The sequence below is a fragment of the Methylobacterium sp. Leaf111 genome, assembly GCF_001423285.1.
Lineage (GTDB): Bacteria > Pseudomonadota > Alphaproteobacteria > Rhizobiales > Beijerinckiaceae > Methylobacterium.
This window is the reverse complement of record NZ_LMNE01000034.1, coordinates 121695-137774: the sequence shown is the minus strand read 5'-3', so window position 1 is coordinate 137774 and position 16080 is coordinate 121695. Positions and strand designations below refer to the sequence as shown.

The following is a 16080-nucleotide window of genomic DNA, read 5'->3' as shown; positions in this document are numbered from 1 at the left end:
CTCCGGGGGATGCCTCGCTCAGCGATAGGACAGGAACGCCGCCGCGGCATCCCGCAGGCGGGGGGTGCGGCCATAGATCCAGCGCGGGCCGCTCAGGGCCGGCCGCTTGCTCAGGCCGTGCTTGAACTCGAACACGCCGCGGTTGCCCGCCGGGTCGATGCCGCCGAAGTCGAAGGTCTCGCGGCCCTCCGCATGGGCCTGCTCGACGAAGCGCCAGACCGCCAGGGTGGGCGCGGCGCAGGCCCGGGCCCGGTCGTTCGAGGCCGTGTAGAAATCGGTGAAGCGCCGGCCCGAGACGTGGGCGATCCGCACCAGGACGCGCTCGCCCTTCTCCCGCACCTCCAGGATGCGGTGATGGGGATCGCGCGCGACGAGGTCGCGGAAGAGCGGCCCGTCGAGGCTGTCGCGGAATCCCTTCTGGGCCTGCAGCGCGCCGTACATCGTCCAGAACGCGTCGAAGGCCGCGAGGCGCTCGTCGAGGTCGGTGAGAAAGCGGGTGGTGAGATCCGGGTTGCGCTCGGCCTTGCGCAGGGCCTTGCGCCAGCGCTGGTCCATCGCCTGCAGGAGCGGCGCGGTGCCCCCCGTGAGGTCGAGTTCCAGGGTGAAGTACTTGGCCGACTGCGCCGGCACGAAGCCGTGGCCCAGCAGGGCGAGGAGGATGGCGTCGGACTGGAAGTGCTCGAAGCTCACCGCCAGGAGATCGAGGCGCCCGAGGGCGAGGTGCTCCAGCAGGAGGGCGACCACCGCCTCGGCGTGCTTCTCGCCCTTCTCGGTGAGGAGCGGGCAGCCCTGGAGCAGGACGAACCGCACGAAGCCCCGGCGCTTCACCTGAACCTGGATCAGCCCCACCGGCGCCTCGCTGGCGTCGCGCACGATGAGACGCGTCACGGCCCAGCCGACCTGAGACTTGTACGCGCCCCACATCCACGAGGCGAAGACGTTGCCGTTCGGCAGAGCCCAGATCGCTTCGTCCCAGACGGCCGGATCCAGGCAGGGACGGATGCTCAGTGCCGCGCTCATCGGAGCTTCATGCCTCGTGTCCTCGACGCATCCCTCGCGGGGACGGGCCTTCCTACGGTGAAACGCTTGTCATCCCTTCCTGCGGACCGGAGATCTCCCGCCCAGACTGTGAAGATCCTTAATTTAACGCTGTTGGCGAATGCTGCCGGGGATCCGTGTCCCATCCGTGCCGCTCGGCCGCGAAGCTGCTAACGTCCCGGGATGCCGAGGACGCTCGAACACTTCATCCGCGACACGCCCGTCCTGCGCGAGGCGGCCCTGCGGGTGCGGGCGCTGTCCCGGTCGATGGCGGCGGCGCCGGCGGGTCTCTACACCCTGTGCTACCATCATGTCGCGCCGGGCGAGCAGGCAGGATTCGCCCGACAGATGTGCTTCCTCGGCCGCTACGGCACGTTCGTCACGGCGGACCGGGCCGCCGACCTCGTCGCGAGCGGCACGGCCGGGCAGGGCCGCCACTTCCTCGTCAGCTTCGACGACGGCTACGCCGACACCCACGGGGTGGCGCTCCCCGTGCTGCGGGCGCTGTCGATCCCCGCGATTGTGTTCCTGGTCAGCGACTGGGTCGACGCGCCCCCCGGCGGCGACCGGGCCGGCTACATGGACCGTGCCGCCGTGGCCGACTGGCTCGCCGCCGGGCTCGACGTCGGGTCGCATTCGGCGAGCCACCGCAACCTCGGGCGTCTCGCGGCGACGGAGGTCGCCGGGGAACTGGGTCGGTCGCGCCGGGACTTGGAGGCGATGACCGGCCGTCCGGTCCGGCACTTCGCCTGCCCCTGGGGCGTGGCCGGCACCGACTTCGACCCGGGCCGCGACCCGGCCCTCGCCCGCGACGCCGGCTACCACAGCTTCCACACCACCCGCCGGGGCGTGGCCCGGGGCCCGGAGGATCTGCTGCTGATGCCCCGCCACGTCCTCGAACCCGCCTGGGGGCTCTACCAGATCGATGCCCTCGTGGGCGGGCCGACGCGCGCCGCCCGATGATCCGCGCGATGAGCCGCCGCGCATCCGGGCGATGCGACGGACCCGTCGTCATCGTGATCGGCGCCCGCGCGCCCTACATGCACCGTCTCTACGAACGCCTGGGCGCGACCCTGGACCGGCCGCTCCACGTCCTCGCCTGCAGCGCCCGGGAGGCGGCCCGGCACTGGGAGATGCCCGAGCCCGAGGCCTATCGCTTCGCGGTGGTGCCGGGGCTGCGCTGGTACCGCAGCGCCGTGAGCAACCTCTACATCAACCCCGCCATCGTGCCGCGTCTCGCGGCCCTGCGGCCCAGCCTCGTCGTCGTCAACGACTTCGCCCCCACCATGCTGATGGCCGCCGCCGCGGCGCGGTGGCTCGGGGTGCCCTACGGCCTGCGCACCGACGGGGTGCCGGAGACCGATCCGGGCCGGCGCTCGCGGCCGCACCGGGCGATGCGGCGCCTGCTGGTGCCGGGGGCGCGCTTCGGCCTCGGAGCGAGCGCCGGCAGCCTCGCGCTCCTCGAAGGCTACGGCCTCCCCGCCGACCGCCTCGCCCTGGCGCCCCTCTTCCCCGCCTGGGAGCCCGGCCCGGCCGCCACGACGCCGGAGACGGAGCGCCCCTACGACCTTCTGTTCTGCGGCATCCTGAACGAGGACGTGAAGGGCGCGCGCTTCTTCACCGACGTCGTCCTCGCCTGCCAGGCCCGGGGCCGGACCCTGCGGGTCCGGGTCGCGGGCGACGGCCCCCTGCGGGCGGAGATGGAGTCGCGGCTGGCGGCGGCCGGGATCGCGGCCCAGTTCGACGGCTTCGTGCAGCAGGCCGACCTCGGGGCCGTCTACGCCTCGGCGCGCCTCTTCCTGTTCCCGAGCCGCGGCGACGTCTGGGGCATCGTGCTGCAGGAGGCCCTGCAGAGCGGCGCGGCGGTGTTGGCCTCGCCGCATTCGGGCGCGGCGCGCGAGCTCGTGGCGGCCTGGGATTGCGGCGAGGTCCGCCCCCTGACGGTGGCGGGCTGGGCCGAGGCGGCCCTGGCGCTCCTCGACGATCCCGCCCGGCGCGCGACCTATCGCACCCGGGCCGTCCCGGCCCTGGCGCGGTTCTCCCTCGAGGCCGCGACGGGGGCCTATCGCGCGGCTTTGGTCCCCGTCGTCGGCTGAGGGGCGCCCGGTCTCAGACCGGCCGGACCCCGCCCGGGCGCGGGGCGCGCTTGGCGCAGCGGGCCCGGTCGAGGGCCACGATGGCGAGGAAGCGCGGCACCACCTGGGCGTAGCGGGCGCGCAGGCGCCGGGGCTCCTGGATCAGCCGGTAGAGCCATTCGAGGCCGCACCAGGTCATCAGCCGGGGCGCGCGCGGGATCGTGCCGATGTTCACGTCGAAGGCGGCCCCGACCCCCATGGCGATGACGCCGGGCAGGGCGGGCGTGTGCGCCTGCATGAAGAGTTCCTGCTTGGGCGTGCTCAGGCCGATCCAGAGGATCTGAGTGCCGTTGGCGCGCAGGCGCGCGTAGAGGTCCTGGGCCTCGGGCTCCGTGAGCGGCCGGTAGGGCAGGGTCTCGGCCCCCGCCACGGCGAGGCCCGGCGCGCGCCGGGCCATCTCGGCGGCGAGCTTCTCGGCGACCCCCGGCCCGCCGCCGAGGAAGTAGTGGCGCCAGCCCGCCTCGAGTCCCGCGCGGCACACCGCCTCGACGGATTCGATGCCCGGCACCTGCGCGATGGCCGTGTGGCCGCGCAGGCGCCCGACCCAGGCGAGGGGCCGCCCGTCGGCGCAGACCAGCAGGGCGGCGTCGTGGGCGGCGCGCACCTCCGGCTCGTCCTGCGCCCGTACGATGCCGTGGGCGTCGCGGAAGACCACGAAGGTCCCGGGAGCCGGAGCCTGCCGGTTCAGGCGGCGCCGGAGCGCGGCGACCAGGCCGGCCATGTCGGTGATCGAGATCGGAACGCCGCCGAGGAGGAAGTGGGGGACGTCCGGGTCGTGGCCCCAGGCGCGCACGGGCATGTCATGGTCCAGAGTGAGAGGGCGCGAAGTCAGAGGGCGCGAAGTCAGGGGGCGCGTCATGCGGCAGCCCGGGGCATGGCGGCGGAACGGGTGGCGATGGCTTCGCGGTAGATCGCGAGGGCGCGCGCGGTGACGGCGTCCTCGGTCCAGTCGCGCTCGTAGGCGAGGCGGGCGTGGCGCCCCATCGCCCGCGCGGCGTCCGGGTCGTCGACGATCCGGTCGAGGGCCTGGGCGAGGGCGTCGGGATCGCGGGGCGGGACGAGGAGGCCGGTGCGGCCCTCCGTCACGAGGTCGGCGAGGGCGCCGATGCGCGCGGCGACCACCGGCGTGCCGAGGCTGAACGCCTCGGCGATCACCATCGGCAGGCCCTCGTACCAGTGCGAGGGCACCACCAGGGCGGCCGCCCGCGCCATCGCGGCCTGCACGGCCGTGGGGTCCTGCGGGCCGAGCAGGGTCAGGCCGGGCTCGCGGGCGAGGGCGTCCGCCTCGGGCCCTTCGCCGATGACGGTGATCGGGGCCCGGGTCAGGCGCGCGGCCGCCCTCAGGGTGCCGACGCCCTTCTCGGGCACGAGCCGTCCGACGAACAGGATGCCGGCCCGGGGGCCGCGCGCGTCGAGGCCCGGATCGGCCAAACCGTTGGGCTTGATGCGGATGCGGCTCTCCGGCAGCCCGGCGGCGAGGAACCGGGTACGGGCGAAGGGCGTCAGCGCGATGAAGCGGTCGACGTCCCGTTCCCAGGTGCCGGCGCGCCGGTGCACGTCGATCAACCGCGCCACGGCCAGGGACCCCAGGCGCGATCCGCGATAGCAGGCGTGACGCACCGCCTGGTAGGGCGAGCCGGTCACGCAATCCTCGCAGGGGCGGGACTCGCGCATGAGGATGCCGTTGGCGCAGGTCACGCGGAAGTTGTGCAGGGTCTGGACGGTGGCGACCCCCTCGGCCCGGACCGCGGCGTGCATGCCCGGCGACACCTGCGGGAAGACGTTGTGCGCGTGCACCACGTCGGGGCGGAAGGCGCGGACGGCCTCCACCACGGCGGCGATCCCGCGCGGGGCGTGCGGCGCCTCGTAGGCGGTGCGCAGCCGGTCCCAGCCCGTCCGGATCGCGGCATTGTCGAAGAACAGGGTCTCCACGACCTGCCCGGCGCGGCGCAGGCTCGACACCTCCTGGGCCACCACCGAATCCTCGCCACCGCGCACCTGATAGCGGTTGTGAACCACGAGGATGCGCAGGGGCGCGGCCGTGACGGGGCCCGCGGGCGTATCCCGCCGGTCCGGAAGCGCTGTGGTCGGACGACGCTGTGCGACTTCTGGTTCCATCATCGCAGGATGCCAAGCCACGGAGAATGGCAGCGGGGCTGCCGGCGAAGAGCGAGACGATCGTGATGTGATCGTCGGTGTTTTGCAAGAATAACAGCGTGTCCTTTAAGATTTCACACCGCGGAACGACAAGCATTGTAAACTGCCGTTCACCAAGATCTTACCAAGTTCGATTGCGTTGCGGCAGAACCCGTCGACCACCATGCATCGCCCCGAATTGTGGGCCCCTCGGCGAGTCGTTTCGCGGTCGGGCCAGCGACAAAGAGTCGTCGTTCAAGATCAGGGGAGCGCCTTGGACTGTCAGTCCGGCCTCTCCGGGGCCAACGCCGTTTCAGCGTGGCCGTTCGCGTCGGCGGCGTGAAAGCCAATTTATGGTTGACGATCGCCCGCCCGTGCCGCGCCGGCCCGGTCGTGAGGGATTCGGGCCGGATCGGATCGGCCGGCCCATGCGGGAATCGCATGCGGCGGGGTGTGATCCCCGCAGATCAGGGATGCGCGACCACAGGGCCAGGAACATGGGCCGGGGCCTGTCGTTGATGGGGCAGACTGATCGCACGGGCGGCGCATCCCGCCTGCCCGAGATCATGTTCCGCCGACATCGGAGGCTCGGCGTCGCGACCGCGCAGGCTGCGGGATGAGCGACGCGCCCTCCATGAGACTTGAAGGACGAACCGAATGGCCGATTCCAAGACCCAAGCCGGAAACCAGCGTCTCCACGAGACCCAGAACGGCACGAAGTCCAACGCGAAGAAGGTTTCGATCGAGGTGCTCAACGCGCGCCTGTCGGACGGGATCGACCTCGCCCTCGACGTGAAGCAGGCGCACTGGAACCTGAAGGGGCCGCAGTTCATCGGCATCCATGAGATGCTCGACGGATTCCGGACCGAGCTCGACGACTACAACGACAAGGTCGCGGAGCGCATCACCCAGCTCGGCGGCACCGCCCGCGGCACCGCCCAGGCGGTCGCATCGGCCTCGCAGCTGAAGGCCTACCCCCTCGACGCCTACGCGATCGCCGACCACCTGGCCGCACTGATCGACCGCTACGGCGTCTACGCCAACGCGGTGCGTCAGAACATCGACGACACCGACGAGGCCGGTGACGCCGGCACCGCCGACCTCCTCACCGAGGTGTCGCGCGGCGTCGACAAGCAGCTCTGGTTCCTCGAGGCCCACGTGCAGGAGCCGACCGGCGCCCTGCGCGACGGCGACCACGCCGGCCAGCGCTGAGCGCCAGCCAAGAACCGACGGATCGGGGGACGCCGCGCGGCGTCCCCTTTTTCGTGGACGGAGTGCCGTGGACGGACGACCGATTCCCTTCGGTGGTCGCAAGACCTCCCAACCACCGTCCGGCGTCCTGTGCGGGTCTCGTCTCCTTCTGGGAGAGGGAGCTCGTTGCGTCTCGCAGGGGCGGCCGGTCACCGACGCCGTCCGACCGCCCCGGTCTCCAGAAACCCGCTCGCGATCCGCGAAAACTCCGGCGTGCGCAGGTAGCCGTAGGATTTGTGGTGGTTCGCCTCGCCCGTGGGCCGCCGGTAATCGTTCACCACCCGGTGATCGGCGATGGCGACCCCGGTGTCGCTGGGAGCGTAATCCTCCGCCAGGGTGCCGGTGACGGTGGCGATGTCGTTGCCGTCGGCGAGGTTGGTCCAATGCTTCAGGTTGTTCGGCACCCGGGTGGCGCCGAATTCGCTCGCGATCTTCATCTTCACCTTCGCGAGACCGAGGGGCGAGCCGACCGTGATCAGGTGGTCGACGCGCAGGTCCGGCGCGTCGCGCTCCAGCTGCCGCAGGACGTCGTAGGCGATCACCGAGCCCATGGAATGGGCGACCAGCAGGATGCGGTGGTCGCGAAATGCGGCGAGGCGCTCGCTCAGGCGGGTCCGGACCTCCGCCGCGAAGGCGCGTTCGCCGTGGTAGTGCCAGAGATCGTCGAAGCGGTGCTCCAGGATGACGTCGTCGACGAGGGTGACCCCCGTCAGCGCCTCGATGCGGTCGATCCCGGCATACAGGGTGGCCAGCACGTCCTGACCCGTCAGCCTCGGTGCATCCTCCTCGGCGGGGAGGGGGTCGGAGGTCGCCTGGGGGCGGTAGGGCTCGGCGAGGTCGTCACTGGCCAGCGGCGTCTCGTAGCGCAGGTCGGCCCAGTAGACGAAGGCGAAGGTGAACGCGACGCCGTCGACGCCCTCGTTGCGCGCCAGGCCCTCGGCGATCGCGTCCCGCCACCAGCGCGTCTTCTCATCGACCGGCGGCTTGTTGGCCAAGCCGTGGATGCCGACGATGACGCTGGGCCGTTCCATGATGTCCGAGGGCGTCCTGATCGTGGGGGGCGGTTCTGCCGCGCTCACCGGGGAACTAGGGTCGATGGCGCGGCCGGCGACCGGGCGAAAGGTCGCCCGGCGGGAGGGCGCTCAGCCGGCATCTTCCCAGTAGCCCCGGACATCGGCCGCCGTGGCGGTGAGGTGGACCTGCTCGTCAACCCGCTCGACCCAGGACAGCGGCAGCAGGTGGTGGCGGCCATGGGCCGCCGGATCGGACCGCGTCAGCTTGATGAGGGTGTCGCCCTCCATGTGGTCGACCGTCCCGACATGCAGTCCGTCCGACGATCGCACCTCCATGTGCGCCGCGATCGCCTGCGCCGTGATCTCCGATGGCTCTGCCATGTCGCCTTTCCGCCTTGGACCCTTCGTGCCACAACGGCCAAGCGCCGCCCTGGTTCGACCCCGCGGGCGCTTCGCCACGGGGCCTCAGGCGGGCCGCTTCGTGAAGCCGATATCCGCCGCCACCGCCCGGAGCCGCTCCGGCTCCCGCTCCTTGCGCTCCGAGTAGCGGTCGACGAGGTAATCGGCCCGCTCGCGGGTCAGGAGCGTGAACTTCACGAGTTCCTCGCAGACATCGACCACCCGGTCGTAGAGCGGCCCCGGATTCATCCGGCCGGCGGCGTCGAACTCCCGGTAGGCCATCGGCACCGAGGACTGGTTCGGGATGGTGATCATCCGCATCCAGCGCCCCAGGACGCGCAGGCCGTTGACCGCGTTGAAGGATTGCGAGCCGCCGGACACCTGCATCACCGCCAGGGTCCGCCCCTGGGTCGGGCGCACCGAGCCCTCCGACAGGGGTAGCCAGTCGACCTGGGCCTTCATCACGCCGGTCATGGCCCCGTGGCGCTCGGGGCTGACCCAGACCTGGCCCTCGGACCAGATCGAGAGGGCGCGCAGTTCCTGCACCTTGGGATGGTCGGCGGTCGCGTCGTCCGGCAGCGGCAGGCCGTGCGCGTGGTAGATCCGCACCTCGCCGCCCATGGCCTCTAGGAGGCGCGCCGCCTCGTAGGCCAGGAACCGGCTGAACGAGCGCTCCCGCAGGGACCCGTAGAGGATGAGGAAGCGCGGCGCGTGGGTGAAGGCTTCGCGGATCCCGAGGTCGGCGGAGGTCGGGACCGCGAAATGCGTCGCGCTCAGGGCCGGCAGGCCATCGGCGAAGGGCCGCGGGGGCCCGGCGCGATCGGTCCTGTCCCCATCGGTCGTGTTCGGATCGGTCTTGTCCAAGGGCTCGGCATCCTCTACGTTTCAATGATGTTTGAAACATTGACATCATGATGGACGAGGGGCAAGCCGTCGCCGCCTTCGCGGCCCTCGGCCAGGAGCACCGCCTGCGCATCGTGCGCCGCCTCGTCACCGCCGGGCCGGACGGCCTGGCGGCGGGGCTGCTCGCGGAGGCGGTCGGGGTCTCTGCGACCAACCTGTCGTTCCACCTCAAGGAACTGAGCCGCGCCGGCCTCGTCACCGCGCAGCGCGAAGGCCGCTCGATCCGCTACCGCGCCGCCTACCCGGACCTGTCGGCGCTGATCCAGTTCCTGATGCGCGATTGCTGTCAGGGCCGCCCCGAGGTCTGCGCCCCCGCCGTCGCCTCCCTCTCGACCTGCTGCCCGGAGCCCGCCTGATGGACGTCGTCATCTACCACAACCCGGACTGCGGCACGTCCCGCAACACCCTCGGCCTCATCCGCAACGCCGGCGTCGAGCCGCACGTCGTCGAGTACCTCAAATCGCCCCCGACCGGCGCGCTGCTGCGCCGCCTCGCGGAGCGGGCGGGCCTCACCCTCCGCGATCTCCTGCGCGAGAAGGGGACGCCCTATGCCGAACTCGGCCTCGACGACCCGACCCTCAGCGACGACCAACTCCTCGACGCCATCGCGGCGCACCCGATCCTCCTCAACCGGCCCCTGGTGGTGAGCCCCCTGGGCGTCGCCCTGTGCCGACCCTCCGAGACCGTGCTCGCCCTGCTTCCGCCGCAGCGCGTGGCCTTCGCCAAGGAGGATGGCGCCCCCGTCGTCGATGCCCAGGGGCGGCCGGCCACGAGCCTCTGATCCCGCCGGGGAGCAAGACCTCGCCCCGGCTGAAAGAACTCGCCCGGGTGAAAGAACTCGCAAGATTTCGTCGCGACACCAACAAGAAACGCCGATGCTCGCCCTCGCCATCTTCGTCGTCACCCTGGTCCTCGTCATCGTCCAGCCGCGAGGGCTCGGGATCGGATGGAGCGCCCTCGCGGGGGCCGCCGTCGCCCTGGCCACCGGCGTGATCCAGCCCGGCGACATCCCGGTGGTCTGGCACATCGTCTGGGACGCCACCTTCACCTTCGTGGCGCTGATCGTGATCTCCCTCCTCCTCGACGCGGCGGGCTTCTTCCAATGGGCCGCCCTGCACGTCGCCCGCTGGGGCGGCGGTCGCGGTCGCCGGCTGTTCCCCCTGGTGATCCTGCTCGGCGCCGCCATCGCGGCGGTCTTCGCCAATGACGGGGCCGCCCTGCTGCTCACCCCGATCGTGCTGGCGATCCTGCTCCGGCTGGATTTCCCGCCGACGGCCGCGATGGCATTGATCGTCGGCTGCGGGTTCGTCGCCGATTCGACCAGCCTGCCGCTGGTTATCTCGAATCTCGTCAACATCGTTTCGGCGAATGTCTTCGGCATTTCCTTCGGCCGCTACGCCGCCGTGATGGGGCCGGTTAACCTCGTGTCCCTGGCCGCGACCCTCGCGGTGCTGTGGCTGTTCTACCGGCGCGACCTCGACACGACCTACGCGGTATACCGTCTGGACCCGCCGGCCTCCGCCATCCGCGACGCCCGCGTGTTCCGGGCGGCCTTCCCGCTTCTCGCCGTGCTCCTCGGCGCCTACTTCGTCACCGCCCCGTTCGGCGTCCCGGTCTCCGCCGTCACCGGTGCCGGCGCGCTCCTTCTGCTCGCCCTCGCGAATCGCAGCGGCGTGATTCCCCTGCGGAAGGTCCTCGCCGGGGCCCCCTGGCAGATCGTGCTGTTCAGCCTCGGCATGTACCTCGTGGTCTACGGCCTGAAGAATGCCGGCCTCACCGAACTCCTCGCCCAGGGCCTGGTCCGGCTCGCCCAGGCCGGCCCGGTAGTCGCCACCCTCGGCACGGGCGTCGCCGCCGCCCTGCTGTCCTCCGTGATGAACAACATGCCGAGCGTCCTGGTGGGGGCGCTGGCGATCCAGCAGGCCCCCGACCTGTCGCCCCTGACCCGCGAATTGATGATCTACGCCAACGTCATAGGCTGCGATCTCGGCCCGAAATTCACGCCGATCGGCAGTCTCGCGACCCTGCTGTGGCTGCACGTCCTCGACGCCAAGGGCCACCGCATCACCTGGGGCCAGTACATGCGGGTCGGCCTCCTCATCACGCCGCCGGTCCTGCTGGCGAGTCTCCTCGCCCTGGCCCTCTGGCTCCCGCATCTCGGGACGCCGTGAGCCGCCCGCGGCCTGCGCCGCGGCGCGAAATCGCTCGGCGACCAACAATCGTGAATGCGCGCTCCGGCCCGATGCCGGACCCTGTCCGCTCACCGAGGCTCCGAGGGTGTCCCATGAGAGCGGCGTTGGAGGAGGGGCTGGCGGCCCTGGAGCGGATCATCGCCACGGCCGAGGAGCGCCGGGTCGACCAGATGATCCGGATCGCCGTTCTCCTCGCCGAGGAACAGGACCCGACCGACGCGCAGGACGCATTGCGCCGGACCGAGCGCCTCCTCAAGATCATGCGGACGCAACGGACCCTGCTGATCGGTGTCCATCCGGTGCCAACCGACCCCGTCGGGCAAGTCGATGCCTCCCTCGCGGCGGTCCTGTCCGGTCCGGCGCCTGACCGCGCCGCACGCCTGTAATCTCACCGCTGCACCTGGAGCGGGAAGCTGAGTTCCGTGGTGCCGGCCGGGGTCAGAAGCGGCGCGGGCGGCGGGCCGAACGGCCCGGCTGCCCGGACCAGGCTCCGTGCCCGCTCATCGAGATCCGGCACGCCGGAACTCCGCTCGACCTCCACCCGATTGACGAAGCCGTCGGCCGCGATCTGGACCCGCACCCCCACCGTTCGGCGCCCGCGCTTGCGCCCGGCGGGGGCTGGGCTCCGCTTGACCATATCGATCTTCGCGAGGACCGCCGACACCCAGCCCGTCACCTCCGACGAGGGGCGCTCCCGTGCCTCGAGCCCCGCGCCGCTCAAGAGCGTCGCGCCAACGCTGATCCATCCGACGACCGAGCGCAGTCTCATCGTGGGTACTCCAGCACGCTGCCGTCAGAACGTTCGACCGGTCCGGCCCGCCGGGCCATCCACCCCGCGGCGCCGATTAAACACAAACGGCGCAGGGCCTTGAGGCCGCTGCGCCGCTGGTTCTGGCCGCCGAGGGGGCGAAGGCGGCCGCAGGTGTGATGCGCCCGGATCGCCCGCGCGGATGTGCGCCGAAACACGCCCAATGCGACGTGGCCGGTTGCGGTTGCATCCACGGCGGCTTGCGGGCCTGTCCCTCACGGTGCCGAGGGTTTGATCGGCCCGCTCCGCGTCAGGCGCGGTGGACGATAGTCCAGAGTTGCGTGATGCGGACTGGGGTGCCGCACCTGGGACGGGCGTCCGTCCGCGCGCATCCGCTGATCCGCTTCGGCCCAGGATGGTGGGCCGGCCCCGGGCTGCGTCCAGTGGGCCAAGGAGGCTTCGTCACACCAATGGATCAGCTTCGGCATCGCCTGCCGATGCGCGCCGGCCATCATGTACCGGCGCATGGCAGCCTCGTCGTCCCACACCGTCATGGTCCAGAAGGTCCAGGCATGGTCGGCCAGGATTGATCCCGCCCGGAACCCGGCTGCCTTTCGCGCCTGTCTCTGTGTGCGGAGTGCGTGGACGGCAAAGCCCGGCAGGAACCGTACCGAGCGGATTCTCAGGCGCGTGATACTTACGAAGGGCACGTCATGCAGTCCCCGGTCGCCTCTCGTTGCGACGGTTCTGCAGGCAGATTAGACCATCAGCCGACCGAGCGGGAACTCGTCCGCCGCATGGTCCCTTCCTGTGGTCGCGAACCGATCCGGGCTTCCATGCCGTTGTCGCATCCGATATGCCAATGATCAAACGCTGGCGACGTGCCGAACGGCACGGTTTTTCCGGTTGTGAGATGCCGGTTCGACATCGCGCGACAAGCCGCAGCTAGCCGCCACTTAATGGAGACCATGCAAACCCGGTTGGACGGCGCTACGGATCCGCGTGTTGCTTCCTTTTGGCTGCACTTGTTATGCTCGCTGAAGCCGTTGCTTCGCCTACGCTTATGCGGTGCGATAAGGCATTTGGCGGGCGTCGCTGCCGACGCAGCACCCTGTGGACATCAAGCCCCCGGCGGCGACATCACCCGCGTCTCCAGCGGGTATGGCCGCCAACCCGCTTTGCACCGGAGGAGAATGCCGAGCAGGACAGCTTCCCAGTCTGGCAGTCCGGCCGTACCTCTGGGGGGACGTCTCGGTCACCCCGCACATCGGGGTAGGGGATATCGAAGCACCCTGACTGCACCTGCCCGCCGCACCGCGCGACGCGGCGGCAGCCCAAATTCATCGCGACGGTGTCCCGCGACATCATCGAACGGCGGCAAAAGGCGCTGCGGCACCCTATCTATTCACCAGCGAAGTCAGGCGTCGATCCGGGAGAGAGGGAACCATGAGCCATGAACGCGCAGTCCTCGCAGGAGGATGCTTCTGGGGAATGCAGGATCTGATCCGGCGGCAGGAGGGCGTCGTGTCGACCCGTGTCGGCTATACGGGGGGCGATGTTCCGAATGCAACCTACCCGAACCACGGCACACATGCGGAGGCGATCGAGATCATCCTCGATCCCGAGCGGACGAGCTTTCGCCGGGTGCTGGAATTTTTCTTTCAGATCCACGATCCGACAACCCCGAATCGGCAGGGAAACGATCGTGGCCTGAGCTATCGCTCGGCGATCTATTACACTGATGACGCCCAACGCCGGGTCGCCGCGGAGACCATCGCCGATGTCGATGCATCGGGTCTCTGGCCCGGGAAGGTCGTCACCGAACTGGCTCCCGTCGGGCCTTTCTGGGAGGCCGAGCCTGAGCACCAGGATTACCTCGAGCGCCGCCCCGACGGCTATACGTGTCACTTCATCCGTCCGAATTGGCGGCTTCCTGTGAGGACGCCCGCTTCGCAGAATGCCTGACCGTCGGGGATCCCGCGAAGTGCCTTGTCCGAGGCGGTTGGATCGGTTGGTGGACTGGCTGGACGTCTGTCCGACCGCGAGGTTCTGGAATCACTCGGCCGGATTGGCTACGTCAGCACGGGTATCGGTCTAATTGCTGCCGTTCGCGAACGCTCCGGCGCTGCGAAGACGGGCCAACCGGACCTCCAGATCGCAGGACAGCCCCCCTGCCGCGCAGACGATCCCGTCGACCTCCGGACGAGGATCGCTCGGCGCGGTGGTTCGGTTTCGGGTCGATCGCGTCGTGACCGGGAGGGGCCTTCCCTTGCCGATGCGCTTTTCGAGGCACGCTGAGAGTCGAGACTTCGCGATGCCGATCGACCGACCGGCATGATTGTGGTGCTGCGAAAGGAGGAAGTGGTGCCGCAAGAGGGATTCGAACCCCCGACCCCCTCATTACGAATGAGGTGCTCTACCAGCTGAGCTATTGCGGCGCGGTTCCGGATCGGACGCTGATGTCCAACGGGACCGTTCGGGGGAGGGTCATATCGGTCGTGGCGTGGAATGGCAAGCTTCGACCGGCGTTGCGGGCGGTGGAATGCGCGGGGAAAAGCGATGCAGCACGGCCACGGTGCCGGGGCATCGTGCTGGCGACGCCGCCGGTTGCTTGACGGCCCGGTGGTCGACCTCAAAGGATTCGCGGCGTTCCAAGGATCTCCATGTCCCTGATTGCCCGACTCCGCGCCTATGCCGCCGAATCCTTCGGTCTCGGAAGCCATGCCACGGCGGCCGAGGAGGCCGATGAGCGCTTGGCAGCGATCGCGCTCCTCGTGCATGTGGCGCGGGCCGACGGTATTCTCGCCCCCGAAGAGACCGAGCGCCTCGGCCGTCTGGTCGAGGGCCGGTTCACAGAGACCAGGGCGGAGGCTGAGGCGCTGATCGCGCGGGCCGCCGCGTTCGACGCCCAGACCCGCGACATGGCACAACTCGTCGAGATGATCGGGCACGAGGTCGGGCCGGATCGGCGGGCCCGCCTCCTTGCCATGGCCTGGTCTGTGGCCGGAGCGGACGGCAGCGTTCACGAGTTTGAGGAGGCCCTTGTTTGGCGTCTCGGCGGCCTTCTCGGCCTCGATGAGGCTGCCATCGGTGAGGCCCGGCGCAGTGCCGCGGAAGGGCAGGTCTCGCTTAGTTGAGCGCGCTGCCACGATGATTCTCAGCCTCACTCTGATCCTCCTGGCACAGCTCATCGGCGAGGCGCTGGCGCGGTCGAGCCACCTGCCTGTGCCCGGACCCCTGATCGGCATGGCGTTGCTGCTGCTGTTCCTGGTCATGCGGGATCGAGCCACCCACCTGGCCCCCCGAATATTGGCGCCCCCCCTGGTGGACGGCCGCCTGGAATGTACCGGCAAGGGGCTTCTCGCCAATCTGTCGCTGATGTTCGTGCCGGCCGGAGCCGGTATCGTCGGCCGCCTCGACGTTCTGGCGGTCCACGGCATCGCGTTGGCGGTGGTGGTCGTGGTCTCGACAGTCACCACTCTGGCCGCCACGGCCTTGACGTTCGTCGCAGTCTCGCGCTGGCTCGCCAAGCCGAAGGCGCGGCCGTGACCGGCGACTTCGCCGTTTGGGTCTATCTATCGCGGACGCCGCTTCTGTGGCTGACCGTGACGCTGCTCGCTTACGTGGTGGCCGACCGGATTGCTCTGGCGACTCGCCGCCATCCGCTCGCGAACCCAGTCCTTATCGCCATCGCGCTCACCGCTGCCGTCTTGGAACTCACGAAGACGCCCTACGCCACCTATTTCGAGGGCGCCCAGTTCGTGCACTTTCTACTGGGGCCGGCCACCGTGGCACTGGCGATTCCCCTCTATGAGTATCGTGCCACGGTGCTGCGCTCTCTCGCGCCGATGCTGGCGGCCCTCGTTGTTGGTTCGGTGGTCGCGCTGAGCTCGGCCCTGCTGTTGGGCCAAGCTTTCGGTATTCCCCGTGACGTCATCGTCTCACTGGCGCCGAAATCCGTGACAACCGGCGTCGCGATGGGCATCGCTCAGACACTGGGCGGAGACCCGACGCTCGCCGCCGTCATCGTCATGCTCACCGGCATGACCGGCGGCATCCTCGTCACACCACTGATGAACGTCCTGCGCATCCGGGACATGCGGGCCCGCGGCTTCGCGGCCGGTCTCGCCGCCCACGGCGTGGGCACCGCACGCGCCTTCCAAGTGAACGAGGTGGCGGGCGCCTTCGCGGGCATCGCCCTTGGGTTCAACGCGTTCCTCACCGCGATCCTGGCACCCATCGCGGTGACGTTCCTGCGCTGAACC

Annotated in this window: 19 protein-coding genes and 1 tRNA gene; 11 read left to right on the top strand and 9 right to left on the bottom strand. The window is 70.2% G+C overall.

Translation table 11 applies throughout. The annotated features are described in order from the left end of the window. Positions 1–18 precede the first annotated feature (18 nt). The gene (locus tag ASF41_RS15760; RefSeq protein WP_056270742.1) at positions 19–1020 is read right to left on the bottom strand and encodes a GNAT family N-acetyltransferase; all 1002 of its coding nucleotides are present in this window, start codon (positions 1018–1020) and stop codon (positions 19–21) included. A gap of 201 nt (positions 1021–1221) precedes the next feature. Here ASF41_RS15760 and ASF41_RS15755 point away from each other — a divergent pair, with 201 nt between their 5' ends. Together ASF41_RS15755 and ASF41_RS15750 are read left to right on the top strand one after the other, a co-directional pair. Beyond that, positions 1222–2001, top strand: coding sequence for a polysaccharide deacetylase family protein (locus tag ASF41_RS15755; protein ID WP_056494803.1), 780 nt, complete (start codon positions 1222–1224; stop codon positions 1999–2001). 8 nt (positions 2002–2009) lie between these two features. Further along, positions 2010–3134: a glycosyltransferase family 4 protein gene (locus ASF41_RS15750; protein WP_056495040.1), complete on the top strand. Its 1125-nt coding sequence runs from the start codon at positions 2010–2012 to the stop codon at positions 3132–3134. A 13-nt stretch (positions 3135–3147) separates the two neighbouring features. Here the strand turns inward: ASF41_RS15750 and ASF41_RS15745 are convergent, their stop codons facing one another. Together ASF41_RS15745 and ASF41_RS15740 are read right to left on the bottom strand one after the other, a co-directional pair. Next, positions 3148–3972 carry a WecB/TagA/CpsF family glycosyltransferase gene (locus ASF41_RS15745; protein ID WP_056494799.1) on the bottom strand — a complete coding sequence of 275 codons (825 nt, stop codon included), beginning with the start codon at positions 3970–3972 and terminating at the stop codon, positions 3148–3150. Positions 3973–4028: 56 nt separating this feature from the next. Beyond that, positions 4029–5294 (bottom strand): glycosyltransferase family 4 protein, encoded by a 1266-nt coding sequence (locus tag ASF41_RS15740; RefSeq protein WP_244479674.1) that lies wholly within the window; start codon positions 5292–5294, stop codon positions 4029–4031. Between the two features lie 672 nt (positions 5295–5966). Here ASF41_RS15740 and dps point away from each other — a divergent pair. Then, on the top strand, positions 5967–6521 hold the full coding sequence (gene dps / locus ASF41_RS15735) for a DNA starvation/stationary phase protection protein Dps (protein WP_056270740.1): 555 nt from the start codon (positions 5967–5969) through the stop codon (positions 6519–6521). A gap of 188 nt (positions 6522–6709) precedes the next feature. Here the strand turns inward: dps and ASF41_RS15730 are convergent, their stop codons facing one another. The 3 genes from ASF41_RS15730 to arsH all read right to left on the bottom strand — a co-directional run bounded on the left by ASF41_RS15730 (position 6710) and on the right by arsH (position 8836). Beyond that, on the bottom strand, positions 6710–7591 hold the full coding sequence (locus tag ASF41_RS15730) for a triacylglycerol lipase (RefSeq protein WP_056494797.1): 882 nt from the start codon (positions 7589–7591) through the stop codon (positions 6710–6712). Between the two features lie 111 nt (positions 7592–7702). After that, positions 7703–7954 carry a DUF2171 domain-containing protein gene (locus tag ASF41_RS15725; RefSeq protein ID WP_056212438.1) on the bottom strand — a complete coding sequence of 84 codons (252 nt, stop codon included), beginning with the start codon at positions 7952–7954 and terminating at the stop codon, positions 7703–7705. 84 nt (positions 7955–8038) lie between these two features. Continuing rightward, the gene (gene arsH, locus ASF41_RS15720) at positions 8039–8836 is read right to left on the bottom strand and encodes an arsenical resistance protein ArsH (RefSeq protein WP_056494794.1); all 798 of its coding nucleotides are present in this window, start codon (positions 8834–8836) and stop codon (positions 8039–8041) included. Between the two features lie 47 nt (positions 8837–8883). Here arsH and ASF41_RS15715 point away from each other — a divergent pair, with 47 nt between their 5' ends. The 4 genes from ASF41_RS15715 (at position 8884) to ASF41_RS15700 (ending at position 11453) form a co-directional block, all read left to right on the top strand. Then, positions 8884–9231: a helix-turn-helix transcriptional regulator gene (locus ASF41_RS15715; protein ID WP_056494791.1), complete on the top strand. Its 348-nt coding sequence runs from the start codon at positions 8884–8886 to the stop codon at positions 9229–9231. Beyond that, complete coding sequence (gene arsC / locus ASF41_RS15710; protein WP_056494788.1) at positions 9231–9656, top strand: arsenate reductase (glutaredoxin); 426 nt, start codon at positions 9231–9233, stop codon at positions 9654–9656. The genes ASF41_RS15715 and arsC overlap by 1 nt, the downstream gene beginning before the upstream one ends. 94 nt (positions 9657–9750) lie before the next feature. Further along, entirely contained in the window at positions 9751–11046 is a 1296-nt protein-coding gene (locus tag ASF41_RS15705) for an arsenic transporter (RefSeq protein ID WP_056494785.1), read from the top strand. A gap of 113 nt (positions 11047–11159) precedes the next feature. Next, complete coding sequence (locus ASF41_RS15700) at positions 11160–11453, top strand: hypothetical protein (RefSeq protein ID WP_156649877.1); 294 nt, start codon at positions 11160–11162, stop codon at positions 11451–11453. 2 nt (positions 11454–11455) lie between these two features. On the opposite strand, the gene ASF41_RS15695 is transcribed toward ASF41_RS15700, so the two are convergent. Continuing rightward, positions 11456–11836: an energy transducer TonB gene (locus ASF41_RS15695; protein WP_056494782.1), complete on the bottom strand. Its 381-nt coding sequence runs from the start codon at positions 11834–11836 to the stop codon at positions 11456–11458. Between the two features lie 254 nt (positions 11837–12090). Then, on the bottom strand, positions 12091–12525 hold the full coding sequence (locus ASF41_RS24045; RefSeq protein ID WP_082504581.1) for a DUF3291 domain-containing protein: 435 nt from the start codon (positions 12523–12525) through the stop codon (positions 12091–12093). Between the two features lie 736 nt (positions 12526–13261). Between ASF41_RS24045 and msrA the strand changes: the two genes are divergently transcribed. Further along, a complete protein-coding gene (gene msrA, locus ASF41_RS15690; protein ID WP_056494779.1) occupies positions 13262–13780 on the top strand; it encodes a peptide-methionine (S)-S-oxide reductase MsrA in 519 nt (172 codons plus the stop codon). Positions 13781–14177: 397 nt separating this feature from the next. Here the strand turns inward: msrA and ASF41_RS15685 are convergent. Beyond that, positions 14178–14253, bottom strand: a tRNA-Thr gene (locus tag ASF41_RS15685). Positions 14254–14478: 225 nt separating this feature from the next. On the opposite strand from ASF41_RS15685, the gene ASF41_RS15680 reads away from it, so the two are divergent. Genes ASF41_RS15680 through ASF41_RS15670 form a run of 3 tightly spaced genes read left to right on the top strand, consistent with a single transcriptional unit; the run spans position 14479 to position 16077 of the window. Continuing rightward, positions 14479–14952, top strand: a complete 474-nt coding sequence (locus ASF41_RS15680) for a TerB family tellurite resistance protein (RefSeq protein ID WP_056218101.1) — start codon at positions 14479–14481, stop codon at positions 14950–14952. Positions 14953–14965: 13 nt separating this feature from the next. Further along, complete coding sequence (locus ASF41_RS15675; protein WP_056494776.1) at positions 14966–15364, top strand: CidA/LrgA family protein; 399 nt, start codon at positions 14966–14968, stop codon at positions 15362–15364. Next, positions 15361–16077, top strand: coding sequence for an LrgB family protein (locus ASF41_RS15670; protein ID WP_056270712.1), 717 nt, complete (start codon positions 15361–15363; stop codon positions 16075–16077). The genes ASF41_RS15675 and ASF41_RS15670 overlap by 4 nt, the downstream gene beginning before the upstream one ends. Positions 16078–16080: the final 3 nt, after the last annotated feature.